Raw genomic sequence first — 23963 nt, forward strand, 5'->3', positions numbered from 1 at the left:
TCAGTCCTCCCACTGCAGGTCGTCCACGGCGTCCAGGATGCGGTCCACCGAGGGCAGGAAATGGTGCTCCAGCTTCGGCGCCGGATAGGGGATGTCGAAGCCGGTGACCCGCAATACAGGTGCGGCCAGGGAGTGGAAGCAGCGCTGCTGCACGCGGGCGGTGATCTCCGCGGCCACGGAGGCGAATCCGGTCTCCTCGGTGATGACCACGGCCCGGCCGGTCTTGACCACGGACGCGACCACGGTGACGTCGTCGAAGGGGACGATCGTGCGCACGTCCACCACCTCCAGTGAGCGCCCCTCCTCCTGGGCGGCGGCCGCCGCGGCCATCGCCGTCGGCAGGGACGGGCCGTACGCGATCAGCGTCGCGTCGGTCCCGGTCCGCGCGACGGCGGCCCCGCCGGATTCCAGCGCGGCGCGCGGATCCGCACCGGCCCCGGGACCGGACCGGCCGGCGTCGTACTGCTCGCGCAGAGCGTCCAGGTCGACCCGGTCCTTGGCGAAGTACAGCTTCTTCGGCTCCATGAAGACCACCGGGTCGTCCGAGTCGATGGCCGCCCGCAGCAGCAGGTAGGCGTCCGTCACGGTGGCCGGGGTGACGACCTTGAGGCCCGGGGTGTGCGCGTAGTAGGCCTCCGAGGAATCGCAGTGGTGCTCCACGCCGCCGATGCCCCCCGCGTACGGGATGCGGATGACGATGGGCATCGCCACGGCTCCCCGGGTGCGGTTGCGCATCTTCGCCACGTGCGAGGCGATCTGCTCGAAGGCCGGATAGGCGAAGGCGTCGAACTGCATCTCGATCACCGGCCGCATCCCGTTGATCGCCATGCCCACGGACATGCCCGCGATCCCGGACTCGGCCAGCGGGGTGTCGAAGCACCGCTCCTTCCCGAAGCGGGCGGCCAGGCCGTCCGTGATGCGGAAGACCCCGCCGAGGGTGCCCACGTCCTCGCCGAACACCACGACGCCGGCATCGGCGGCCAGCGCATCGGCCAGGGCCGCATTGAGGGCTTTGGCCATCGTCACCGGACCCGTATGGACCGGAGCCACCGGGGACTCGGGGCGCGGCCCGGGGACGCCCGCCCCGCCGGCCCGGGTGGCGGACTCACGGGCCGCGTCCACCGCGGTTTCCACGGCGTCGACTGAACCGGCGTCAGGGCCGGTGGTCTGGCGGGTGCTCATGATGCCTCCTCACGGGCGAGTTCCTCGGACAGCTGGGCGGACTGTTCGGCCAGCTGCGGGGTGGGGACGGTGAAGACGTGGGCGAAGAGATCCTGGGGGTCCGGGGTGACCTCCTGGTTGAGGCCGTCCCGCAGCTCGGCGGCGACCTGCTCGGCCTCCTGCTCGAAGCGGGCCTGCAGCTCGTCGGCCAGCAGGCCGCGGCCGGTCAGGTAGGCACGCATCCGCTTCACCGGGTCCTTGGCCAGCCATTCCTGCACCTCCGCGTCCTCGCGGTACCGCGTGGCGTCGTCGGCGTTGGTGTGGGCCTGGATCCGGTAGGTCTGTGCCTCGACCAGCAGGGGGCCCGCACCGCCGCGCACGAGTCGCACACCCCGCTCGAGGACGGCGAGCAGCGCCACGAGGTCATTGCCGTCCACGCGCTCCCCGGCCATGCCATAACCGACGGCTTTGTGCGCCAGCGACGGCGCCACCGTCTGGCGGGCCAGTGGCACGGAGATGGCGTACTGGTTGTTCTGGACGAAGAAGATCACCGGCAGGTGGAAGACGGCCGCGAAGTTCAGTGCCTCATGGAAGTCGCCCTCGCTCGTGGCACCGTCCCCGCACAGGGCCACCACCACGGTGTCCTCGCCGCGCAGTCTCGCGGCATGCGCGGCCCCGACCGCGTGCAGCAACTGGGTGGTCAACGGGGTGGACTGGATGCCGACCTTGTGCTTTCCCGGATGGTAGCCGCCGTGCCAGTCGCCGCGGAAGACCGTCATGGCCTCCACGGGCGGAACCCCACGGGAGATCACGGCCACGGTGTCCCGGTAGGTGGGGAACAGCCAGTCGCCCTCCTCCAGGCAGGCCGCGACGGCGACCTGGCAGGCCTCCTGCCCGTGGCTGGAGGGGTAGACCGCCATCCGCCCCTGACGCACCAGCGCGGAGTTCTGGTCGTTGATGCGCCGGCCCACCACGAGGCGGCGGTACGCCTCCAGCAGGTCCTCGTCGGCCGGGACGGGGTAGTCGTGTCCCGGTTCCGGGTCCGGGCCGGCGCCCTGGAGCCGGCCCTCCGGGTCCACCATCTGGATCAGGTCGCGGGCCGGCAGCATGTAGTCCTCCGGCGTGATGCCGAAGCTGCGGGCGGCATCGGTGATGCCGGTGCGGGGGTCCTCGCTCATCGTTCCTCCTGGGTCGTCGAGTGCCGACCGTGGTCCACGTCACTGCGGTAGTCACTTTGTACCCACCAGTGTGGATCGAGCCGAGGGGTCGTCGCCGCTGCAGGGCGAGACTGTGGACGAATGGAGAGAATTGCCTATTCTGGTGGATGTTCTGCAACAGCGCACCGACTCTGTGAGTGAGGGATTCCATGGGCCCCGTACCCGCACCGATCGACTCCGTGGATGAGCAGATCCTGGCTGAGCTCACGAGGGACGGCCGGCAGTCGGTGACCGCCCTGGCCCAGAGGGTGCACATCTCCCGAGCTCACGCCTACGCCAGGATCAACCGACTGCAGCAGGACGGTGTCATCACCCGCTACAGCGCGGTGGTGGATCCGGTCCGTGCGGGCCTGCGCTCCTCGGCCTACGTCACGCTGAAGCTGCGCCAGCACGGCTGGCGGGAGGTCAGGGAGGCCCTCGCGAAGATCCCGGAGGTCTACCACGTCAGCCTCGTGGGCGGGAACTTCGATGTGCTGCTGCTGGTCCGGGCGCGGGACAACCTGGACCTGCGCCGGGTGGTCTTCGATCACATCCAGCCGCTGCCCGCGGTGCTGGACACCCAGACCTTCGTGATCTTCGAGGACGCGGACACCCGGTAGGACTCCGCCGCGGCACCCCACTCCGGGGCCGGCGGCATCTCGGCGGTGACCCTGGGCGCGATGGTGTGGCGATGAGCGGAGGTCAGCGGGGCGCGGGTGTGCCGGCGACTCCCTGGAACACGGGCTTGCGCTTCTCCTGGAAGGCGGCGAACCCCTCGGCGTAGTCGGCCGTGCCGCACAGGTCGGCCTGGGCCTGGTTCTCGCGGGCCACGGATTCCCACAGACCCAGTCGCTGGTCCCGCACCTGGGCGACGAGCTCCTTGGAGGCCAAGAAGGCCCCGGTGGCACCGGTGGCGACCTTCGCCACGATGCCGCGGGTGTCCTCCAGCAGGCTCTCGGCGGGCAGTGCCCGGGAGAACAAGCCGGAGGCCACCGCCTCGGCGCCGCTGATCAGCTCCGCGGTGTAGATCAGGTCCAGGGTGCGGTGGGCGCCCAGCCGCTCGGTGAACAGCCAGTGCCCGCCGGAGTCCAGCGTGGCCCCCAGGTTCGCGAAGGGCGAGCCGATCTTGGCGTTCTCGGCCACGTAGACCACGTCCGTGGCGATCGCCAGCCCCAGGCCGACGCCAAGGCAGGCGCCCTGCACCGCTGCGAACGTCGGCGCCGGGAAGGCGCTCATCTTCTGCAACAGCGGGGTGACCTTCCCGCCGAGGTAGCCCAGGACATCATCGTCCGCCGGGGTGACCCCGGAGATGTCGCGTCCGGCGCAGAACCCGCGGCCCTCTCCGCGCAGCAGCAAGGCGCGCACCTCACCGCGCGCGGCGGCGGCAGCGGCGTCGTCGTAGGCCTTCTCGAGTTCGGCGAGCGCCCCGGCATGGAGGGCGTTCATCTTCTCCGGGGCGTTGAGGACGACCTCGGCGATCCCGTCGGCCAGGTTCAGTTCGATCATGCGTTTTCTCCTAGGCGTCGTAGTTGAGGACGAGGGTGTCCGAGGTCGGGTGGGATTGGCAGGTCAGCACGTAGCCCTTCTCGACCTCGTCCGGCTCAAGCGCGTAGTTCTCATCCATCTCCACGGTGCCCTCGACCACCTTGGCCCGGCACGTGCCGCACACGCCGCCGGCGCAGGCGAAGGGTACGTCCTGGCGCACCCGCAGAGCGGCGTTGAGCACCGATTCCCGCTGACCCTTGGGAGACTTCACCTCGCCCTGCAGTCCGTCCAAGGTGAAGGAGATCTGGAAATTCTCCCCCGCCTCGTCCACCTCCACGGGACGGCCGATGTTGCCCTCCGGGCGGCCCTGCTTCGGGTCACCCGTGGTGAACAGCTCGTAGCGGACCTTGCCCGCGTCCACGTCCAGGGCGGTCAGCTCGTCCCGGACCAGCTGGACCAGTTCGAACGGGCCGCAGAGGAACCACTCGTCCACGGTCTCCGGACGCATCACGGTGGACAACAGGGTGGAGAGCTTCTCGTGGTCGATCCGGCCGGACAGCAGCGGTGAGATGCGCTGCTCCCGGGTCAGCACGTGGTGCAGGGCGAATCGGGAGGGATAGCGGTCCTTGAGGTCGGCCAGCTCCTCCAGGAACATCACGTCCATGGCGGCCCGGTTGGAGTACACCAGGTCGAAGCGGACCTGGTCATTGGACGCCAGCACCGTGCGGGCGATCGCGATGACCGGGGTGATGCCGGACCCGGCGGCCACCGCCACGAAAGAGTGCTCGGTGTCCGTGTCGATCGACTCCGGGTCGTTCAGCTCGGTCATCCGGTGCTGGGAGATGAACGCCCCGGCGGGACTCATCACGTCGATGGTGTCCCCCGCCACCAGGTGCTCGTTGGCCCAGCTGGAGAAGAGCCCCCCGAGGTCCCGCTTGATGGCCACCCGGACCTCTCCGGGCCGCGGCTCGGCGCAGATCGAGTAGCTGCGGCGCACCTCGTGCAGCGTGCCGTCCGCGTCCGGCAACTCCTTGCGCAGGGCCACGTACTGGCCTGGCGCGTAGTCGTAGTCGTCCACCAACCGCTCGGGCACCGCGAAGGTGACCTCGACGGCGTCGGCGGTCAGGCGGCGGACGCCGGCCACCTCGAGGGGGTGGAAGGTGGCGCGGCGGCGTGCGGGGGCGGTTTCGGTGGCGATAGCGGTCATGAGAGCACCTTGAAGTAGTCGAAGGGTTCCAGGCAGTCCCGGCAGGAGTACAGGGCCTTGCAGGAGGTGGAACCGAAGCGGGCGAGTTCGCGGGTGTTCAGCGAATGGCAGTGCGGGCACTTCACGGCCAGGCCGAGGGTCACGGTGCCCCGGTGGCCGGTCCCGGTGGGCGGCGCGATGCCGTACTCCTCGAGCTTGGCCTTGCCCTCATCCGTCATCCAGTCGGTGGACCAGGCCGGGGACAGCACCAGGTCCACGCAGACCTTCTCGTAGCCGGCCGCAGCGAACTCGTGCTCAAGGTCCTGCCGGATGGCATCCATGGCCGGGCACCCCGAATAGGTCGGGGTGATGGTCACGACGACGGCGCCGTCACCGTCCTGCTCGACGTCCCGCAGGATGCCCAGGTCGGCGATGGTCAGCACCGGGATCTCCGGGTCGGTGACCCGGGCGGCGATCTCGTGCAGGGATTCGATGGTGGTGGCGGGTGCCATGGTGGTCCTCCTGACGTCTACCAGGTGGCGCCGGGGTGCCTGCGGGCGAGCACCTGCATCTCGGCGAGGATGTATCCCAGGTGTTCGGAGTGTTCACCGCGGCGGCCGAGGCACAAGGCCGCGGGAATCTCCGGGACGGCCAGTTCGGACCGGTCGAGGATGTCCCGCAGCCGGTCGTCCCACTCCGCACGCAACGTGGAGGGGCGCACGGCGATTCCCGCGAGTTCATCGTGCAGCGGTTCGTCCTGGAACAGCTCTGCGGTGTAGGGCCAGAGCTTGCCCAGGGCCGCGCGCATCCGGTGGGCCGACTCCTCGGTGCCCCGGCCGAGGCGCAGGGTCCACAGCTCGGCGTGCTCCAGGTGGTAGTCGACCTCCTTGAGCGCCTTGGCGGAGATGGCGGCGATGGTCTCGTCAGCCGAGTGCACCAGCCGGGCGTAGAGCTGGTGCTGGTAGAGGGCCATGAACAGGCCGCGCACCATCGTCTCGGCGAAATCACCGTTGGGCTGCTCCACCAGGTGCAGGGAGGTGAACTCCTCCTCCTCACGGAAGTAGGCCAGGTCGTCCTCCGACTGGCCCCAGGCCTTGCCGGCGTAGCTGAGGAAGGAGCGGGCGTGGCCAAGCTGGTCGAGGGCGATGTTGCCCAGGGCGACGTCCTCCTCCAGCTCAGGTCCGCGCGAGATCCAGTGCGAGAGCCGTTGGGCGAGGATCAGGGCGTCGTCGCCCAGATGCAGGGCATACCGCGCGACGGCGTCGCCCGCGGGTGCTGTCTGCTGCAGGGCGATGTCCTCGGGACGCAGTGCGTTGCCGGGGGTGACCCGCGTGGCCGACGCCGCGGCGTCGCCGAAGCTGTCGAGGCTATGGTCCGGCAGCTGGCCGGTGGAGGTGCCGCTCACAGGTGCTTCACCCCTTCGCTTTCCCTGTAGTAGGTGGCGTGGCGGTAGTCCTTGCCCTGGGGCGATTCGAACATCATGTCCTTGGCATCCGGGTCCGAGGTGGTGATGTCTGTGGAGCGGACCACCCAGAGGGAGACGCCCTCGTTGCGCCGGGTGTAGAGATCCCGCGCGTTACGGACGGCCATCTCCGCGTCCGGCGCGTGGAGAGAACCGGCATGCACATGGGACAGGCCCCGCGAGGAGCGCACGAAGACCTCCCAGAGGGCCCAGCCGGCCGACGTCGGGGGCTTCGGAGCACCCTGACTGGGCTGGTTGTTCTGGCCGTCCTGGCCGTCCTGGCCGATCACGGTGCTGCTCATCGTCAGGCCACCTCTGCCGTCTGGTCCTGCAGGTTCTGCCCATCCCGTTGCTTCCGGGCGAAGGCTGCTGCGGCCTCCCGGACCCAGGCCCCGTCCTCATGGGCCTCCCGGCGGCGGGCCAGCCGCTGGGAGTTGCAGGGGCCGCCCCCGGAGACCACCCGCTTGAACTCGTCCCAGTCCAGCTCCATGTGCAGCCATTGACCGGATTCCTCGTCATAGCGCAGGTCCGGATCCGGCAGACTCAGGCCGAGGACCTTGACCTGTTCCACGATCATGCCGACGAACCGCTGACGCAGGTCGTCGTTGGAGAAGCGCTTGATGTTCCACGCCATGGACTGCTGCGAGTTCGGCGAGTCCTGGTCCGAGGGCCCGAACATCATCAGCGCCGGGGCGTAGAAACGGTTGATGGCGTCCTGGGCCATCTTCCGCTGGGCCTCGGTGCCGCGGGACAGTTCCAGCAGGATCTCGAATCCCTGGCGCTGGTGGAACGACTCCTCTTTGCAGATGCGCACCATGGCCCGGCCGTAGGGGCCGTAGGAGGCACGGCACAGCGGCACCTGGTTGGCGATGGCCGCGCCGTCGACGAGCCAGCCGATGGCACCCATGTCCGCCCACGTGCGAGCGGGGTAGTTGAAGATCGAGGAGTATTTGGCGCGTCCGGTCAGCAGCTGATCGTTCAGGGTGTCCCGGTCGGTTCCGAGGGTCTCGGTGGCCGAGTACAGGTAGAGCCCATGGCCGGCCTCATCCTGCACCTTGGCCATGAGAATGGCCTTGCGCTTGAGGCTGGGGGCTCGGGTGATCCAGTTGGCCTCCGGCTGCATCCCGATGATCTCGGAGTGGGCGTGCTGGGACATCTGCCGGGTCAATGACTTGCGGTAGGCCTCGGGCATCCAGTCTCGGGGCTCGATCCGGGAGTCATCGGCGATGATCGCGTCGAACCGGCGCTCGCCCTCGATGTCCTCCGGTGTCCGGACGGCAGCCAGGTGCCCGCCGGAGCTCGTCTGTTCGGCCATGGTGACCACCTCATTCTCGGATTCGCCGTGTGCGGTTCGGCGGATGTCGTCTCATCAGCGCCGCAGGGGCCCGGTCGGAGCCGTTTTTTTACCGACCGTTCGTTCAGTATATAGGCATCGACTCGCCGTTCGTCAACACGCGGCCCACGCTGACCGCGACCCGGAACTTGACCCAGGTCACAGTTTGAGATTACCTAATGATCGTTCAGTAGATAATGATTGGAGCGCCATGACCACCACGGAGAAGGCCCCGCAAGCACCGTCACGGCTGGGCGACTGGCACGCCATCCTCCAGAACGACCCGGCCAGCGAGTGGATGGGCATCGAGGTGGAGGCGATCGCCGATGGGCACGCCGTCATCACCATGACGTTGCGCCAGGAGATGCTGAACGGCTTCGGCATCGCCCACGGGGGCATGGTGTTTGCCCTCGCCGACTCGGCCTTCGCACTGGCCTGCAATCCGGCCGAGGGCTCGGACGAGACGGTCACCGTGGCCTCGGGCGTGGACATGAACTTCCTGAAGCCCGGCATCCCGGGGCGGCTGCTGACCGCGGTGGCCGACCGGCGCCAGCAGAACGGCCGCAGCGGCCTCTACGACATCCAGGTCTGCCAGTCCCTGCCGGAGGGTGGCACCGAGGTCATCGCGGAGTTCCGCGGGCGGTCCCGCACCATCCCCAAACGCTGACCCGGAGCGCGCCGACACCCCTCCGTCCTCAACGCTCCTCAGCACGCCCCCAGCACCACCGCACACATTAAGGCTTCCGACGATGACCGAGACCCTCTCCACGACCGACGCGACCCTCGGCCTGGACCCTGAAGAGACGATGAGCCGCGACCAGATCGAGGCCCTGCAGCTGAAGCGCCTCCAGGACACGGTCGCCTACGCCTACGATCGCGTCCCCCTCTACCGGGAGAAGTATGACGCGGCCGGGGTCCGCCCCAGCGACCTGAAGGACCTCTCCGACCTGGCGAAATTCCCCTACACGGACAAGGAGGACCTGCGCCGGTCTTACCCCTTCGGCATGTTCGCTGTTCCGCAGGAGCAGGTCGCCCGCATCCACGCCTCCTCCGGCACCACCGGCCGCGCCACCGTGGTCGGCTACACGCAGCAGGACCTGGACGACTGGGCCAAACTGGGGGCCCGCTGCCTCCGGATCGCCGGCGTCACCCCGGGCATGAAGGTCCATAACGCCTACGGTTACGGCCTCTTCACCGGCGGCCTGGGGGCCCACGGGGCCGCGGAGCGCCTCGGCACCACGGTCATCCCGATGTCCGGCGGGCAGACCGAGAAGCAGATCACGCTGATCCAGGACTTCCAGCCGGATGCCATCCTGTGCACCCCCACCTATCTGCTGACGATCGGCGATGCCATGCAGCGCGCCGGGCTCGACCCGCGCAAGACCTCGCTGAAGGTCGGCGTGCTCGGCGCCGAACCGTGGACCGAGGAGATGCGCCACGAGCTGGAGGAGATGTTCGCCATCGACGCCTGCGACATCTACGGCCTCTCCGAGGTCATGGGCCCCGGAGTGGCCGGGGAGTCCGGGCAGACGAAGGACGGCTGCCACATCTGGGAGGACCATTTCCGCCCGGAGATCGTGGACGCCTTCGACGACACCAAGGTCCTGGGGGACGGCGAGCACGGGGAGATCGTGTTCACGGCACTGACCAAGCAGGCCCTGCCCATCATCCGCTATCGCACCCACGACCTGACCCGGCTGTTGCCCGGCACGGCCCGCCCGGGCCACCGGCGGATGGGCCGGATCACCGGGCGCTCGGATGACATGATCATCCTGCGCGGGGTGAACCTGTTCCCCAGCCAGATCGAGGAACTCGCCCTCACGGTCGCCGGCCTGTCCCCGCACTTCCAGCTGGAGATCACCCGACCGGGCCGGATGGACGAACTGGCGGTGAAGATCGAGCGCCGGGATGACTGCACCACGGATCGGGCGCTGGCCGCCGCCGGGGAGCTGCAGAAGCTCATCAAGATCCATGTGGGCTCGAGCTGCCGCATCGACGTGATGGACCCGGAGGCCCTGCCCCGGTCCGTGGGTAAGCTGAAGCGGATCCACGACCTGCGCACGCCCTGAGTCCGCAGGCTCGCAGGACCGCAGGACCACTCGCCCGCGCTGATCAGGAGACCTGACATGACGACCGCTTCTGCCGTGCCGAAGTCCCCCCGGCGGGGCCGGCCCGGCTATGACCAGGACTCGGTGCTGGAGATCGCCGTCCAAGTGTTCAACCGCCATGGCTATGACGCCACCTCCATGGGGATGCTCGCCGTGGAGCTCGGGGTCAGCAAGTCGGCGATCTACCACCACGTGCCCTCGAAGGGTGACTTGCTGCGCCTGGCCCTGGACGAGGCCCTGGTCCCCCTGGAGGCCATCGGTGAGGACGTGCGCGCCCAGAAGGGCGGCACCATCGAACGCCTCGAGTTCATCCTGCGCTCGACCATCCGCGTCCTCATCGACCGTCAGCCCTACGTGACCCTGCTGCTGCGCCTGCGCGGCAACACCGAGATCGAGCGTGACGCCCTGCAGCGCCGCCGCACGGTGGACCACAAGATCGTGGACCTCGTGGTCGCGGCCCAGGCCGAGGGCAGGGTGCGCAGCGATGTGGAGCCGCGCACCACCACCCGACTGATGTTCGGCATGATCAACTCCCTGGTGGAGTGGTACCGCCCGGACGGGCCCGTCTCCCCCGCGCAGGTCGAGGAGAACGCGATCGCCATGATCGTGGACGGGCTGCGCGCCCGCGCCTGACCCGGCGCAGGGCCGGCCTCAGTCGGTCCAATCCCGGTAGAGGGTGTCCTCCTTCTCCACCAGGGTCAGGACATCGTAGGTCGCCACGATCTCGTCGTCCTGGTTGTGGATCAGGGCGTCCCAGGCGACCTCGCCGTACTCGTCCGTCACCCGCGGGGTGATCCTCTTGGCGGTCAGGGTGATGCGGATGGAGTCACCGGCGGCCACCGGGGTGACGAACCGCAGGTTCTCCAGGCCGTAGTTGGCCAGCACCGGGCCGGGAGCCGGCTCCACGAAGAGTCCGGCGGCCCAGGCCACCAGCAGGTAGCCGTGCGCCACGGTGCCCGGGAAGAAGGGGTTGGCGGCTGCCGCCTCCGGGTCCGTGTGGGCGTAGAAGGTGTCCCCGGTGGTGTGGGCGAACGCCGTGATGTCCTCCTGGGTGACCTGGCGCAGGTCTGAGGCCAGCGCGTCGCCGATCCGCAGGTCGGTGAGCGACTTGCGGAACGGGTGCTCCTGCCCGGCCTCGGCCCCGTACGCCGGCGAGCCCGCGATGCGGCGGTCCGCCCCGGTCTGCCACACACCGGTGACGGCCGTGACCAGGTTCGGCGAGCCCTGCAGGGCGGTGCGCTGCATATGGTGCAGGACGGCGCGGATGCCGCCGAGCTCCTCGCCGCCCCCGGCCCGGCCCGGTCCGCCGTGGACCAGTTGCGGCATCGGCGAGCCGTGGCCGGTGCTGGACCGTGAGGTCTCCCGGTTGAGCAGGTGAACGCGGCCGTGGTGGCCGGCGATCCCGGTGGTCAGTTCGCGGGCGACCTCCGGATCGTTCGTGCACACCGTGGCCACGAGGGAGCCGGAGCCGCGGGCGGCCAGGCGGACGGCGTCGGCCACGTCGGTGTAACCCAGCAGGGAGGTCACGGGTCCGAAGGCCTCACGGGAGTGCAGGGCCTCGGCGTCCCCGTCCGCCCAGGTCAGCAGCACCGGGGACATGAAGGCACCCTGCTCGACGACGGCCTCCTCGCCTGAGGCGGTGCGCACCGAGGGGGCATCCAAGGTGCCATAGGCGAGTTCACCCCCGGCGGCGAGCAACTCCTCGACGGCGCCGCGCACGTCCCGCAACTGGTCCAAGGAGGCCAGGGCGCCCATGGTGACGCCCTCGGCGCGCGGATCGCCGAGGACCACGCGTGAGTCCAGCCGCTCGGAGACGGCCTTGGCCACGGCTTCCCGCTGGCCCTCAGGGACGATGGTGCGCCGGATGGCGGTGCACTTCTGCCCGGCCTTGACGGTCATCTCGGTGACGACGGCCTTGACGAAGGCGTCGAACTCCGGGGTGCCCTCCACGGCATCCGGGCCGAGGATGGCTGCGTTGAGCGAGTCGGTTTCGGCGGTGAAGCGGACGCCGCCGGTCACCACGTTCGGATGGGCCTTGAGCGACTGCGCTGTGGAAGCCGAGCCGGTGAAGGCCAGCAGGTCCCGGTAGTCCATGACGTCCAGCAGCCCTCGGGCCGATCCGGAGATCAGCTGCAGCGAGCCGGGCGGCAGGATCCCGGATTCGATCATGATCCGCACGGCGGCCTCGGTGACATAGCCGGTGGGGGTGGCCGGCTTGACGATGGTCGGCACACCGGCGATGAAGGCCGGCGCGAACTTCTCGAGCATGCCCCAGACCGGGAAGTTGAAGGCGTTGACCTGCACGGCGGCGCCGGGGATCCGGGTGTAGATGTGGGTGCCGATGAAGGAGCCGTCCTTGGACAGCGGCTCCACTCCCCCGTCCTGGATGACGTTGGCGTTGGGCAGTTCGCGCCGCCCCTTGGACGAGTAGGTGAACAGCACGCCGATACCGCCGTCGATGTCCACCATGTTGTCCACCTGGGTGGCCCCCGTGCGGTGGGACAGGGCATACAGCTCGTCACGCCGGCTGTTGAGGAACATAGCGAGTTCCTTGAGCTTCAGCGCCCGCTCGTGCAGGGACAGTGCCCCGAGCTCGCGCTGGCCGATGGTGCGGGCATGCGCCAGCACCTCACCGAGGTCCAGGCCCTCGGCCCCGAAACGCAGCATGGCCTCGCCGGTGTTGGCGTCGCGGACCTCCGCGGTGCGGGAGCCCTCCGCGGGGGTCCACCACTGGTCGAGGACGTAGCTGGGGACGGTGGCGCTGGTGGTGTGTGTGCTCATCCGGCAGATGCCTTTCTGAACGATCGGTCAGTAATGACCACCACCCTAACAGGAGGGTGGCCCAGCACACACCCTCCACTGCGGGGCTGTTGGACTCGCCATGGGGCCACTCGACCTCCCTGGCCAAAGGTCCAGTTGAATTACCGCCCACCCCTGTGCGTTTAATGGACGCTGGTTAGGTAAGGCTAACCTCATCGACGAAGGGACAGTATGACAGCCCCCAGCTCCACCGAGCAGATGGTCCCGGCCGATCCGACCGGTCCGACCCACCAAGATAGCCGCACCAGCCCGATTCAGGCTCCGGACAGCCTCGCCCTACGGCACCCGGCGGCGGACTCCGCCCTCCTCTCCGCCGACAACGCGCACCGGTTCGTGCAGGACACCGGGACCGCCGCCCTGCTGGCCGCCGCGGCGATCGTCCGGGCGCAGTCACCGACCACCGGCCCGGACCCAGCGGACCTGCAGGAGTCCGTCTCGGCCATCGACCTCGCGGCGCCGCTCGGCTCGACGGAGGCCGCGCTGGCCGAGGCCTCCTCGCTCTATCTGGACGACGCGGTGTACTTCCACCACCCCCGGTACGCCGCCCACCTGAACTATCCGGTTGCGCTGCCGGCTGTGGCAGCGGAGGCACTGGTCACGAGCATCAACACCTCCATGGACACCTGGGACCAGTCGGCCGGGGCCACTCTGATCGAGCGGCGGCTGGTGCGGTGGGCCGCCGACCTGGCCGGATTGGGTGCGGCAGCGGACGGGATCTTCACCAGCGGCGGCACCCAGTCGAACCTGCAGGCGCTGCTGATGGCCCGCAACCGTGCCGTCTCCCCCGGGACCGGCCCCCTCCCGGGGCGGCTGGCCGGCTGGCGGATCTACGCCTCCCAGGACAGCCACTTCAGCATCGTGCGCTCCGCCGTCCACCTCGGCCTGGGTGAGGATGCGGTCGTACCGATCCCCGTGGACCGGAACCACCGCATGGACCAGGTGGCCCTGGAACGGGCCATGGGCGAGGACGCGGCGCGGGGACTGCGCGCCCTGGCCGTCGTCGCCACCGCTGGCACCACGGACTTCGGGTCCATCGACCCCCTGGACGATCTCGCCTCGGCGGCCCGGAGGAACGGTGCCTGGTTCCACGTGGACGCCGCCTACGGCTGCGGACTGCTCGCCTCCCCCACCCGCCGGCACTGGCTCGCGGGGATCGAACGGGCCGACTCCGTGACCGTGGACTTCCACAAGTCGTTCTTCCAGCCCATCGGCTCGAGTGCACTGCTGGTGGCAGAGGGCAGCCGGTTCGCCCACATCACGCACCATGCCGACTACCTCAACCCGGACCAGGATCCGGACAGCCCCAACCAGGTGGACAAGTCGCTGCAGACCACCCGGCGCTTCGACGCCCTGAAGCTGTGGGTGACGCTGCGGTCCCTGGGCTCCGACGTCCTCGGCGGGCTCTTCGACGCCACCCTGGACCTGGCCGCCGAGGCGGGCCGGCTGGTGGAAGACACCGAGCATCTCGCGCTCGCCGCCCCGGTCCAGCTCGGAACCGTGGTGTTCCGGTTCGAACCGGGAGGGGGACCTGGGGCGGACGGCGTGGCCGTGGACCGGCTGCAGGATGCCCTCCGGCGCTCGCTGTACCGCTCCGGCGAGGCCATGGTCGCCGCCACCACCGTCGCCGGCCGGCGTCACCTGAAGCTGACCCTGCTCAACCCGCGCACCACCGTGGCCGATGTGGAGGCCATCCTGGAGGCCGTGGTCCGGCATGGGCGTGCCGTGGCCGAATCGGAGGTGGCCGCATGAGCGCGCCCAAGGTCCACGACGCCATCGCGATCGGCGCCGGACCGTTCAACCTGGGGTTCGCCGCCCTGGCCGGCCCCGCCGGTCTGGACGTCGTGGTCCTCGAGGGGCGGGAGGCACCCCAATGGCATCCGGGAATGATGCTGGCGGGTACACACCTGCAGGTGCCGTTCCTCGCCGACCTGGTCACCCTGGCCGATCCCACCCACCCCCTCTCCTTCCTGGCCTTCCTCAAGGACGCCGGTCGGATCTACCCCTTCTACATCCGTGAGGACTTCTACGCCCTGCGGTCCGAGTACGCGAAGTACCTCGCCTGGGCCGCCGAGCAGCTGCCGGTCCGGTACGGGCACCGGGTGACGGACCTCCGGCATGACGGAACGGCCTACCGCGTCACCGCCCACACCCCGGACGGCCCGCGTACCCTGACCGCACGGAACCTCGTCCTGGGCACCGGCACCGAACCCCGGATGCCCGACGCCGTCCCCGGCGCCTTGCGCTCCGACCCGCGCGTTGTCCATTCGTCCGGCTATCTGCCCGCCCGGGAGCGACTGCTGGCGGCCGCGCGCATCGCGGTCGTGGGCAGCGGCCAGAGCGCCGCCGAGGTCTTCGACGACCTGCTGGCCGGTGCCGGAGAACACCGGCACGTGGAGTGGCTGACCCGGTCTCCCCGGTTCTTCCCGCTCGAGTACACCAAGCCGACGCTGGAGATGACGTCCCCGGACTACATCGACCATTTCACCGCTCTGCCGCAATCCGCCCGGGACCGCCTCGGAGCGGAGCATCAGGGCCTGTACAAGGGTGTCAACGCGGACCTGCTGAACAGCATTTACGACCGCCTCTACGCCGCCAGCGTGGACGGTCCCGCCCCGGCCACCCTGCGGACGGCCACCGCGCTCGAGGGCATCCGCGAGAGCACCGGCCGGTTGGTGTTGTCCCTGCACCACGGCGAGGACGGCGGGCTCCAGGAGACCGAGGTCGACGCCGTCGTCCTGGCCACCGGTTATGGCTACCGTCAGCCGGACTTCCTGGCCGGCGTCGAGGACCGGCTGTCCCGCCTCCCGGACGGGCGCTGGGACGTGGACCGTGGCTACGGGATCGGCCGGCACGGCGACGTGTTCGTCCAGAACGCCGAACTGCACACCCACGGGTTCACGGCTCCGGACCTGGGCATGGGCGCCTACCGCAATTCCGTGCTCGTCAACCGCCTGTGCGGTCGCGAGCACTACGTGGCGGAGCGTCGGATCGCCTTCCAGGAATTCGGGACGCCCGGCAGGCACACGACCTTCGACCCCGCAGCCGATGCCGCCGCCGGCACCCCCGCACAGACCACCCCGACCGCAGACCTCCAGGAGGCCCTTCGATGATCGACCAGACCACCATCCCCACCCCGGCGCCCGCGGACCCCACCGCTGGCACCGCCCCGGCCACACCCCGGTTCTCCTTCCGCCCCGTCGATCCGGCGGCCGATGCCGAGCTGCTCCACTCCTGGGTCAGCACGGAACGGGCCCACTTCTGGGGCCTGACCGGAGCGGAGGTTGAGCATGTCCGCGCCGAGCACGAGCAGATCGCCGACGACCCGCACCACCACGCGCTCCTCGCCCTGGACGAGCACATCGGCGGGGCGCCGGCCTTCCTGCTCGAGACCTATGATCCGGCCCATTCTGTGCTTGCCGGCCGCTACGTCTGGCGGCACGGCGACGCCGGACTGCACCTGCTGCTGCCGGGCCCAGCCACCGCGGTTCTCGGCAGCCCGGCCACCACCGGCGGTCCCAAGTCCGGCTACAGCGCTGCCGCGATGGAGGCGTCGCTGGCGCATCTGTTCGCGGATCCGGCGGTGCTGCGCGTCGTGGTGGAACCGGATGCGCGGAACTCCGCGATCCAGGCGCTCAATGCACGGTGCGGTTTCCGGCCCGTCGAGCGGCTGGACCTGCCTGCTGCGGACGGTGCCCCCGCCAAGACGGCCCAGCTGTCCTTCTGTACCCGGTCGGACTTCGCCACCGCCACCGGCCGCCCTTCGGGGACCGTCGCCCACCTGTCTCCGGCACGCTGGGCCACCGCCAACCGCCACCTGCTGGCCAAGGCCCTCGCCGAATTCACCCATGAGCGGCTCCTCGAGCCCGTGCTCCAGGCAGACACGTGGCACGTGGAAGGGCCCGGTGTGCGCTACCGGTTCCAGGCCCGGCGCTACGCGCTGGACCACTGGGACATCGATGCCGGTTCCCTGCGCTGTGAGGAGCAGACCGGGCGCCCGGGCGAGGCTCGTGAGGGCGGTGAGGGGGCCGGCGTCGGGACGCCGGGTGATCCAGAGTCCATTCCCGACGCCGGCTGGGCACCGGCGGTGCCCGACGTCCAGCGGTTCGTCACGGCCTTCCGCGACGTACTCGGCCTGTCCGCCGGGCAACTGCCGGTGTACTTGGAGGAGATCGGCAGCACGCTGGCCTCCCACTGCTACAAGCAGCTGCACTCGGTGGCCACCGCGGCGGAGCTCGCCGCCGGAACAGGTGACGCCGTGGCCGACTTCCAGAGGATCGAGGCCGCCATGACCGAGGGCCACCCCTGTTTCGTGGCCAACAACGGCCGGCTCGGTCTGGGCTCGGACGACTATCTGGATCTGGCCCCGGAGACCGGCTCGGCCCTGCCCCTGGAGTGGGTGGCCGCCCACGTGTCCCGGACCCGGTTCACGGCCGTGGACGGGCTGGACCTGGACGGACTGCTCAAGGCCGAGCTCGGCCCCGAATTGCGCTCTGCATTCCGTACCCGGTTGGAGCAGGCCTGCCGGGAGACCGGGTTGGACGCCGCGGACTTCCTGCCGCTACCGGTGCACCCCTGGCAGTGGCGCCACCGCCTGTCGGTGACCTTTGCCGCAGACGTGGCCACGGGGCACCTGGTGCACCTGGGGGCCACGGAGGACCTCTACCAGCCGCAGCAGTCCATCCGGACGTTCTTCAACCGCTCGGTTCCGGCGCGTCACTATGTCAAGACGGCCCTGTCCGTCCTCAACATGGGATTCCTGCGAGGGCTGTCCGCGGAGTATATGGACACGACGCCGGCGATCAACGACTGGCTGCAGGGGCTGTTCGCCGCGGACCCCGAGCTGGACCCGGGACGCGTGCAACTGCTGCGCGAGGTCGCGGCCGTCGGGTATGCCAATCCGCTCTTCCATGCGGCGACCGAGCGGGATTCGGCCTACCGGAAGATGCTCGCGGCCCTCTGGCGGGAATCACCGGCCACGCGGATCGGCCCGGGCGAGCAGCTGGCCACCATGGCCTCGCTGCTGCACACGGATGCCGACGGCGGGTCCCTGGCCGCTGCCTACATCCGGCGCTCCGGGCTGGGGACCACCGCGTGGCTGGAACGGTACCTGGACGCGTACCTGGTGCCGATCGTGCACTGCCTGGTCCGCCATGACCTGGTCTTCATGCCACACGGGGAGAACGTGATCATGGTGCTGAGGGACGGCGCCCCCGAGCGGGTACTGCTCAAGGATCTGGCGGAGGAGGTCGCGGTGCTCGGGGACCGGACGGACCTGCCCGCGGGCGTCGAACGCCTCCGGGCCGACGTGGCTCCGGAGGACCACGGACTCTCCATCCTGACGGACATCGTGGATTGTTTCCTGCGCTTCCTTGCCCCGCTGCTCGACCGCGAGGGCCTGGTCACCGAGGAGCAGTTCTGGGCCGTGGTGGCCGGACGCCTGACGGACTACCGGTCCCGGCACCCGGAGACGGCCGAACGCTTCGATGCGCTGCGTCTCCTGGAGCCGACCTTCAGGTTGTCCTGCCTGAACCGCCTGCAACTGCGGAACAACCGGCAGATGGTCGACCTGACGGACCCCGCCGGATCCCTGGCCTACGCCGGGGACCTCGACAATCCCCTAGCCGGCCGCGGAGTGTGAGCGGAGGGGGGTGGAGGGTCAGGTCCAGGTGAAGAAGCCCTGACCGGTCTTGCGGCCGAGCTCGCCGGCGGCGACCTTGTCCCGCAGGATCTGGGGCGGCTCGAAGCGCTCACCGAGGGTGGAGGCCAGGTACTCGGCGATGCCCAGGCGCACGTCCAGCCCGACGATGTCCGTGGTCTTGAGGGGCCCGGTGGGGTGTTTGTAGCCCAGGACCATGGCGTTGTCGATGTCCTCGGCGGTGGCCACGCCCTCCTCGACCATCCGCATGGCCTCCAGCGCGATCGCGACCCCGAGCCGGGAGGAGGCGAAGCCCGGGGCGTCATTGACCACGACGGCGGTCTTGCCCAGTCCCGCGGTCCACGCCCGGGCCGCTGCCACCCATTCGGGGGCGGTCTGGGCCCCGACCACGACCTCGATCAGAGTCGAAGCCGGGACCGGGTTGAAGAAGTGGAGCCCCAGGAAGTTCTCCGGGTGCGCCAGTTCGGCCGAGAGGCCGGTGACGGACAGGCTCGAGGTGTTCGAGGCCAGGACCGCCCCGTCCCCCAGGTGCTGTTCGACGTCCTTGAGGGAGGCGACCTTCAGCTCCCAGTCCTCCGGTACCGCCTCGATCACCAGCCCCCGGTCCGCGAAAGCGCCCCGGTCCAGAGTCACGGCCAGTCGGTCCAGGACCTGCTCCAGCGGGCCCTCCAGCACGCCGCGCTCGATCGAGGCCGCCGCCGACGCGCTCACCCGTTCCCGGGCCGCAGCCGCCGCCGCCTCGTCACGCTCCACCACGACGACCTCGGCGCCCTTGATCAGGAACGCATGCGCGATCCCGGCGCCCATCCGCCCGCCACCGAGCACGCCGACCCGGGCCGGAACCATTGCGGACTCTGCACTACTCATGACTGCTCCCGGCTGGTGTTGTCCTTGCTGGTTTTGGTGGTCGTGCTGGTTTCGCTGGTCGTGCTGGCTTTGCGGTCGAGGAAGGCCTGCATGCGGTCGAACTTCGCCTCGGACTCGAAGAGCATGCCCTGGGCCAGGGTGTCGATCACCGGGTGGGCCTCGCGCGGGGCATGGAACACCGACTTGGTGATCCGCACCGCCAGCGGGTCCTGCGCACCGATCCGATCCGCCAACGAGTGCGCGGCGTCGTGGAGTTGTTCCGGCTCGACCAGTTCGCTGATCAGACCGGCTGCCAGGCACTCGGCGCCGGTCAGGACCCGGCCGGCCAGCAGGATCTGCTTGGCCAGCGGCTCACCGACGAGTTCCTTCAGCCGCCAGGTCGCCCCCGCGGCGGCCATGATGCCCAGGTTCGTCTCCGGGTTGCCCATCCGCAGCGCCGCCGTGCCGATCCGGAAGTCCGCGGCATACGCCAGCTCCGCGCCGCCGCCCAGGGCATATCCGTCCAGGGCGGCGATCACCGGCATCGGCAACCGAGAGAGCCGATCGAAGATCGTGGAGTTGATCCCGGCCAGCGCGTCCTCCCGGCGGCGCTGGCGCAGCTGGGCGATGTCCGCCCCCGAGGCGAAGACCCCCTTGGTGCCGGCCTCGGCGTCCGAGGGCGACCCGGTCAGGATCAGCACCTTCGGCACCCGCTCCAGGTGGGCACAGACCGCGTGCAGCTCATCGACCATCGCCTGGTCGATCGCGTTGCGCACCTCGGGCCGGTGCAACCGCACCACGAGCCGATCCTCGCGCTCCTGGACCACCAGCGTCATGAAGCTGTCCGGGTCCAGATCTGCCAGCGGGGCCATCAGACCGCCTCCACCAGCAGCGCCGCGCCCTGACCGACGCCGACGAAGGCGTCGCAGTCCTCGCGCGAGGTGTTGTAGACCCGGGCCACCTCCTCTGCCGTCTCCGGCATCGAGTAGGTGGCCCTGCCGCCGCGGGAGTACTCCCCGGACAGGAATGCCGGGTTGGTGAAGCGCCAGCCGATGGAGGTGTCCACGACCTCGCCCGCACCATTGGCATTGGCATTGGCATTGGCATTGGCATTGGCATTGGCATTGGCATTGGCATAGATGACCTCATCGACCGAGGCCGGGTCCAGCCCCGAACGCTCGACCGCGGCACGGATGGCCACCGCCGCCAGATCGTCTGGCCGGACGGACGAGAGGGCACCCCCATACCGGCCGACCGGCGTGCGAGCACCTCCGATCAGGAATGCTTCGCTCACTTCGGCTCCGTTCGACGGGGAGGGTGGGGTTCACTCACTGGACGGCAGACAATTACCGACCAATCGTTCACTATGAGATTCGCACCCTCTTCGGGCGCGGTCAACCAGTCGAGTCACCCCGAGATGAATGTGGCGTGACTCACAAGAGTGGATTATCATCGTGCGGTGACCGAACGGTCAGTCACTAATCCGCACCGTCCTCAGCATCCCATCCGTCGTCTGGAGCTCACCATGGCAGATTCACAGACCGCAGCGGCAGCCCGCCCGCGGCGCAGCGCCGAGGAGCGCAAGGTCCTCGCCGGCACCCTCGTCGGCACCACCATCGAGTGGTATGACTTCTTCATCTATGCCCAGGCCGCGGCGTTCGTGCTGGCGCCATTATTCTTCGCGCCGCTGGCCGAGGAGAACGCACCCCTGGCCCAGGTGGTCTCTTGGGCCTCCCTGGGCATCAGCTTCCTGTTCCGCCCCCTCGGCGCCATCGTCGCCGGCCACCTGGGGGACAAGTACGGACGCAAGATGATCCTGGTGCTCACCCTGGTCGGCATGGGCGGGGCCACGGCCCTGATCGGCATGCTGCCCACCCACGCCGTGATCGGCGTCTGGGCTCCGATCCTCCTGATCTTCCTGCGCATCGTCCAGGGTTTCTCCGCCGGTGGCGAATGGGGCGGAGCCGCCCTGATGTCGGTCGAGCACGCTCCGCGCAACCTGCGCAGCACCTTCGGCTCCTACCCGCAGATCGGTGTCCCGATCGGCATGCTGCTGGCCACCGCCTTCATGACGCTGCTGACCAGCTCCATGTCTGAGGAGGCCTTCATGGCCTGGGGCTGGCGCATCCCCTTCCTGTCCTCCGTGGTGCTGATCCTCGTGGGCTACCTCATCCGACGCGCCGTGGACGAGTCCCCGGTGTTCAAGGAGATGCAGCTGCGCAAGAAGGAGTCCGCCGCTCCCCTGGGCGTGCTCCTGAAGAGCCACAAGAAGAACGTCATCCTGGCCGCCCTGATCTTCGCCGCCAACAACGCGGCCGGCTACCTGGTCATCGCGTTCTTCGCCTCCTACGGTGCCAATGTGCTGGGCATGAGCCGGGAGTCCACGCTAGTGGCCTCCTTCATCGGAGGCCTCGGCTGGCTGGCGTTCACCATGCTGGGCGGCAGGCTCGGTGACCGGATCGGCAAGATCCGCACCTTCCAGATCGGCTACGGCATCATCATCCTGTGGGCGATCCCCATGTGGTTCCTGCTGGACACGGCCTCACTGCCGCTGTTCACCCTGGCCATCGTCATCCTCACCATCGGCCTCGGCCCCTCGTACGGCCCGCAGTCCGCGCTCTATGCCGAGATGTTCCCGGCCAACGTCCGCTATTCCGGCGTGTCCATCGGCTATGCCTTCGGCTCGATCATCGGCGGCGCCTTCGCCCCGATGATCGCCCAGCTGCTGCTGAACCGCACCGGTGCCAGCTGGACCATCGGTGTCTACATCGCCGCGCTGGCCATCGTCTCCTTCGTGGCCGTGTCCCTGGTTCCGAAGTCCGTGGAGGGATCCGACCTGCACGTGGACGAGGCCCACCGGGAACACCTGGCCGCGCACCCGGAGGATGCGCCCCTGGTCGAGAAGTCGGTCCGCCCCGACGGATCCCGCTAGGAACACCCCACCGCCGCAACGACGCGGGACGGCAGCGAAGCAACCCGGCCTGGGCACCCACCGAACTCTCGATGGGCACCCAGGCCGCGGTGCGCCGCCGTCGGGGATTCCGGGCCTCCGGGCCGCGAGCCGGGTCCCTACCGCAGGCCGGCCGGAGTGAAGTCGGTCGAGCCGGCGAACTCGGGTCGTGGCCTGGCCGCCGCGTACGGCTCCTCGATGGCGTTCTCCACCGAGTTGAACACGATGAACACGTTGGAGCGCGGGAACGGGGTGACGTTGCCGTTGGACGCGTGCATGCAGTTGCTGTCGAACATGACGGCGCCGCCGGCCTGGCCCTCCAGCACGTCGATCCCGTAGCGATTGTAGAAGTCGGTCAGGATCTGCTTGCTCGGGGTCCCGGCGCCCTGCATGACCAGAGACTTGAGGTAGTTGTCCTCCGGGGTCGCCCCGTCGCAGGAGACGTATTCGCGGTGTGAGCCGGGCATGATCATCAGGGGCCCGTTGTAGGAATGGTTGTCCGTCATCGAGATCGAGATGCTGACGGCTCGGGGGGCGGGCATGCCGTCCTCCGCGTGCCACGTCTCGAAGTCGGAATGCCACATGAACTCCTTGCCCTCGAAGCCGGGCTTGAAGTTCACGCGGGACTGATGGATGTAGACGTCCGAGCCCAGCAGCTGGCGCGCACGGTCCACCACCCGCGGGTCGTTGGCGATCCTCTTGAAGACCGGGCTGATGCGGTGCACGTCGAAGACGGAGCGGACCTCCTGGCTGCTGGCCTCGATCACGCAGCGCTCGCCCGCCCGGACCTGCGGGTCTTGCGAGAGGCGTTCGAGTTCTCGGTGGAACTCCGCCACCTCGTCGTCGCTGACCAGCCGGTCGATCGACAGGTACCCTCGGGCGTCGAACCCGTCCAGGGTCGCCTGGTCCAGCGGGCCGTCTGACGCGGACCCCCACACCACCGCATCCTCGCGGGGCATGACCTTGACCTCACCATTGTTCCGGGTGGGGTAGGTGTCGATTCTGTGCTGCGTTGCCGTTGCAGTCATCGGTCTTCTCCTATCCTTCGGTGTTCTGCGCGGTTTCGGTGGTTCTCACCACACGGGTGCGGGCCCTACTATGCCCCGTCACCCCACATACCACTGTGGCCCGGTGCCCCGATCCCCGCAAGGGGAGTTCGGGGCACCGGGCCACAGTGGAGCTGCGTTGACAGGTACCGATCAGTACCGGTCCATGCCAGTCAGGCTCTCAAGCCATCAGGCCATCGCTTCGGTTTCGACGTTGGCCTTCTTCGGCACCTTGCGGTCCGAGCCCTCTTCGAAGACCAACTGGTAGACGCCATTGGCGTCGTGGGTCTCGCGGCCGGTCACCGGCGGGTTGAAGACGCAGGCCATGCGCAGCTCGGTGGTGGCACGCACCGTGTGCTTCTCGTTGCCGTCCAGCAGGTACATGGTGCCGTCCTTGAGGTCGTGCACCTCACCGGTCACCTCGTTGGTCAGCGTGCCCTCACCCTGCACGCAGTACACGGCCTCGATGTGGTTCGCGTAGTGGAACGTCGAGGTGGTGCCGGCGTAGATCACGGTGTCGTGGAAGGAGAAGCCGACGCCCTCGCGCGCCAGCACCATACGGCGTGAGCGCCAGGTCTCCGACTTGATGTCGCGCTCGGTGTCGTTCAGGTCATTCAGGTTGGTCACCAGCATGTGGATTCCTTTCGGTCAGGACGGTTGGTACATCTGCAGGGGGCACGACGGCGGCCGGCGCGGCGTGTGCCGCACAACGTA

The 23963-nt window shown here is 69.2% G+C and carries 21 protein-coding genes and 1 pseudogene; 8 read left to right on the forward strand and 14 right to left on the reverse strand.

The window, feature by feature from the left end:
- Both ACFFIO_RS04925 and ACFFIO_RS04930 read right to left on the reverse strand, forming a co-directional pair.
- A complete protein-coding gene (locus ACFFIO_RS04925; RefSeq protein ID WP_378040467.1) occupies positions 1–1182 on the reverse strand; it encodes an alpha-ketoacid dehydrogenase subunit beta in 1182 nt (393 codons plus the stop codon).
- Positions 1179–2339, reverse strand: coding sequence for a thiamine pyrophosphate-dependent dehydrogenase E1 component subunit alpha (locus tag ACFFIO_RS04930; RefSeq protein WP_378040468.1), 1161 nt, complete (start codon positions 2337–2339; stop codon positions 1179–1181). Before ACFFIO_RS04930 ends, ACFFIO_RS04925 begins: the two co-directional genes overlap by 4 nt.
- Before the next feature lie 188 nt (positions 2340–2527).
- On the opposite strand from ACFFIO_RS04930, the gene ACFFIO_RS04935 reads away from it, so the two are divergent.
- Positions 2528–2977 (forward strand): Lrp/AsnC family transcriptional regulator, encoded by a 450-nt coding sequence (locus tag ACFFIO_RS04935; protein ID WP_378040469.1) that lies wholly within the window; start codon positions 2528–2530, stop codon positions 2975–2977.
- Positions 2978–3059: 82 nt separating this feature from the next.
- On the opposite strand, the gene ACFFIO_RS04940 is transcribed toward ACFFIO_RS04935, so the two are convergent.
- Genes ACFFIO_RS04940 through paaA form a run of 6 tightly spaced genes read right to left on the reverse strand, consistent with a single transcriptional unit; the run spans position 3060 to position 7805 of the window.
- A complete protein-coding gene (locus tag ACFFIO_RS04940) occupies positions 3060–3863 on the reverse strand; it encodes an enoyl-CoA hydratase/isomerase family protein (RefSeq protein ID WP_378040470.1) in 804 nt (267 codons plus the stop codon).
- A gap of 10 nt (positions 3864–3873) precedes the next feature.
- Positions 3874–5049: a 1,2-phenylacetyl-CoA epoxidase subunit PaaE gene (gene paaE, locus ACFFIO_RS04945; RefSeq protein ID WP_378040471.1), complete on the reverse strand. Its 1176-nt coding sequence runs from the start codon at positions 5047–5049 to the stop codon at positions 3874–3876.
- A complete protein-coding gene (paaD, locus tag ACFFIO_RS04950; protein ID WP_378040472.1) occupies positions 5046–5540 on the reverse strand; it encodes a 1,2-phenylacetyl-CoA epoxidase subunit PaaD in 495 nt (164 codons plus the stop codon). The genes paaE and paaD overlap by 4 nt, the downstream gene beginning before the upstream one ends.
- Positions 5541–5557: 17 nt before the next feature.
- On the reverse strand, positions 5558–6433 hold the full coding sequence (gene paaC / locus ACFFIO_RS04955) for a 1,2-phenylacetyl-CoA epoxidase subunit PaaC (RefSeq protein ID WP_378040473.1): 876 nt from the start codon (positions 6431–6433) through the stop codon (positions 5558–5560).
- Entirely contained in the window at positions 6430–6792 is a 363-nt protein-coding gene (gene paaB, locus ACFFIO_RS04960; RefSeq protein WP_378040474.1) for a 1,2-phenylacetyl-CoA epoxidase subunit PaaB, read from the reverse strand. The genes paaC and paaB overlap by 4 nt, the downstream gene beginning before the upstream one ends.
- Positions 6793–6794: 2 nt before the next feature.
- Entirely contained in the window at positions 6795–7805 is a 1011-nt protein-coding gene (paaA, locus tag ACFFIO_RS04965) for a 1,2-phenylacetyl-CoA epoxidase subunit PaaA (protein ID WP_378040475.1), read from the reverse strand.
- A 229-nt stretch (positions 7806–8034) separates the two neighbouring features.
- Here paaA and paaI point away from each other — a divergent pair, with 229 nt between their 5' ends.
- The 3 genes from paaI to ACFFIO_RS04980 all read left to right on the forward strand — a co-directional run bounded on the left by paaI (position 8035) and on the right by ACFFIO_RS04980 (position 10564).
- Complete coding sequence (gene paaI, locus ACFFIO_RS04970; RefSeq protein WP_378040477.1) at positions 8035–8490, forward strand: hydroxyphenylacetyl-CoA thioesterase PaaI; 456 nt, start codon at positions 8035–8037, stop codon at positions 8488–8490.
- Between the two features lie 82 nt (positions 8491–8572).
- Positions 8573–9892 carry an AMP-binding protein gene (locus ACFFIO_RS04975; protein ID WP_378040478.1) on the forward strand — a complete coding sequence of 440 codons (1320 nt, stop codon included), beginning with the start codon at positions 8573–8575 and terminating at the stop codon, positions 9890–9892.
- 57 nt (positions 9893–9949) lie between these two features.
- The gene (locus tag ACFFIO_RS04980; protein WP_378040479.1) at positions 9950–10564 is read left to right on the forward strand and encodes a TetR/AcrR family transcriptional regulator; all 615 of its coding nucleotides are present in this window, start codon (positions 9950–9952) and stop codon (positions 10562–10564) included.
- 18 nt (positions 10565–10582) lie between these two features.
- Here the strand turns inward: ACFFIO_RS04980 and paaZ are convergent, their stop codons facing one another.
- The gene (gene paaZ / locus ACFFIO_RS04985; RefSeq protein WP_378040480.1) at positions 10583–12712 is read right to left on the reverse strand and encodes a phenylacetic acid degradation bifunctional protein PaaZ; all 2130 of its coding nucleotides are present in this window, start codon (positions 12710–12712) and stop codon (positions 10583–10585) included.
- Between the two features lie 210 nt (positions 12713–12922).
- On the opposite strand from paaZ, the gene ACFFIO_RS04990 reads away from it, so the two are divergent.
- From ACFFIO_RS04990 to ACFFIO_RS05000, 3 genes are read left to right on the forward strand one after another with little or no spacing between them, the layout of a single operon-like run.
- Positions 12923–14500, forward strand: a complete 1578-nt coding sequence (locus tag ACFFIO_RS04990; protein WP_378040481.1) for a pyridoxal phosphate-dependent decarboxylase family protein — start codon at positions 12923–12925, stop codon at positions 14498–14500.
- Positions 14497–15861 (forward strand): lysine N(6)-hydroxylase/L-ornithine N(5)-oxygenase family protein, encoded by a 1365-nt coding sequence (locus ACFFIO_RS04995; protein ID WP_378040482.1) that lies wholly within the window; start codon positions 14497–14499, stop codon positions 15859–15861. The genes ACFFIO_RS04990 and ACFFIO_RS04995 overlap by 4 nt, the downstream gene beginning before the upstream one ends.
- Positions 15858–18389 carry a GNAT family N-acetyltransferase gene (locus ACFFIO_RS05000; RefSeq protein WP_378040483.1) on the forward strand — a complete coding sequence of 844 codons (2532 nt, stop codon included), beginning with the start codon at positions 15858–15860 and terminating at the stop codon, positions 18387–18389. The genes ACFFIO_RS04995 and ACFFIO_RS05000 overlap by 4 nt, the downstream gene beginning before the upstream one ends.
- A gap of 18 nt (positions 18390–18407) precedes the next feature.
- On the opposite strand, the gene ACFFIO_RS05005 is transcribed toward ACFFIO_RS05000, so the two are convergent.
- The 3 genes and pseudogenes from ACFFIO_RS05005 to ACFFIO_RS05015 form a co-directional block, all read right to left on the reverse strand.
- On the reverse strand, positions 18408–19274 hold the full coding sequence (locus ACFFIO_RS05005) for a 3-hydroxyacyl-CoA dehydrogenase family protein (RefSeq protein WP_378040484.1): 867 nt from the start codon (positions 19272–19274) through the stop codon (positions 18408–18410).
- Positions 19271–20125: an enoyl-CoA hydratase/isomerase family protein gene (locus ACFFIO_RS05010; protein ID WP_378040485.1), complete on the reverse strand. Its 855-nt coding sequence runs from the start codon at positions 20123–20125 to the stop codon at positions 19271–19273. Before ACFFIO_RS05010 ends, ACFFIO_RS05005 begins: the two co-directional genes overlap by 4 nt.
- A gap of 44 nt (positions 20126–20169) precedes the next feature.
- Positions 20170–20547: pseudogene (locus ACFFIO_RS05015) on the reverse strand (thiolase family protein); the annotation flags it as partial.
- Between the two features lie 231 nt (positions 20548–20778).
- On the opposite strand from ACFFIO_RS05015, the gene ACFFIO_RS05020 reads away from it, so the two are divergent.
- The gene (locus tag ACFFIO_RS05020) at positions 20779–22185 is read left to right on the forward strand and encodes an MFS transporter (protein ID WP_378040486.1); all 1407 of its coding nucleotides are present in this window, start codon (positions 20779–20781) and stop codon (positions 22183–22185) included.
- Between the two features lie 137 nt (positions 22186–22322).
- Here ACFFIO_RS05020 and thpD read toward each other — a convergent pair whose 3' ends face one another.
- Together thpD and ACFFIO_RS05030 are read right to left on the reverse strand one after the other, a co-directional pair.
- Positions 22323–23231, reverse strand: a complete 909-nt coding sequence (gene thpD, locus ACFFIO_RS05025; protein ID WP_378040487.1) for an ectoine hydroxylase — start codon at positions 23229–23231, stop codon at positions 22323–22325.
- Positions 23232–23438: 207 nt separating this feature from the next.
- Positions 23439–23882 (reverse strand): ectoine synthase, encoded by a 444-nt coding sequence (locus tag ACFFIO_RS05030; RefSeq protein ID WP_378040488.1) that lies wholly within the window; start codon positions 23880–23882, stop codon positions 23439–23441.
- Positions 23883–23963: the final 81 nt, after the last annotated feature.

The sequence above is a fragment of the Citricoccus parietis genome (genome assembly GCF_042433045.1).
Taxonomy (GTDB): Bacteria; Actinomycetota; Actinomycetes; order Actinomycetales; family Micrococcaceae; genus Citricoccus; species Citricoccus parietis.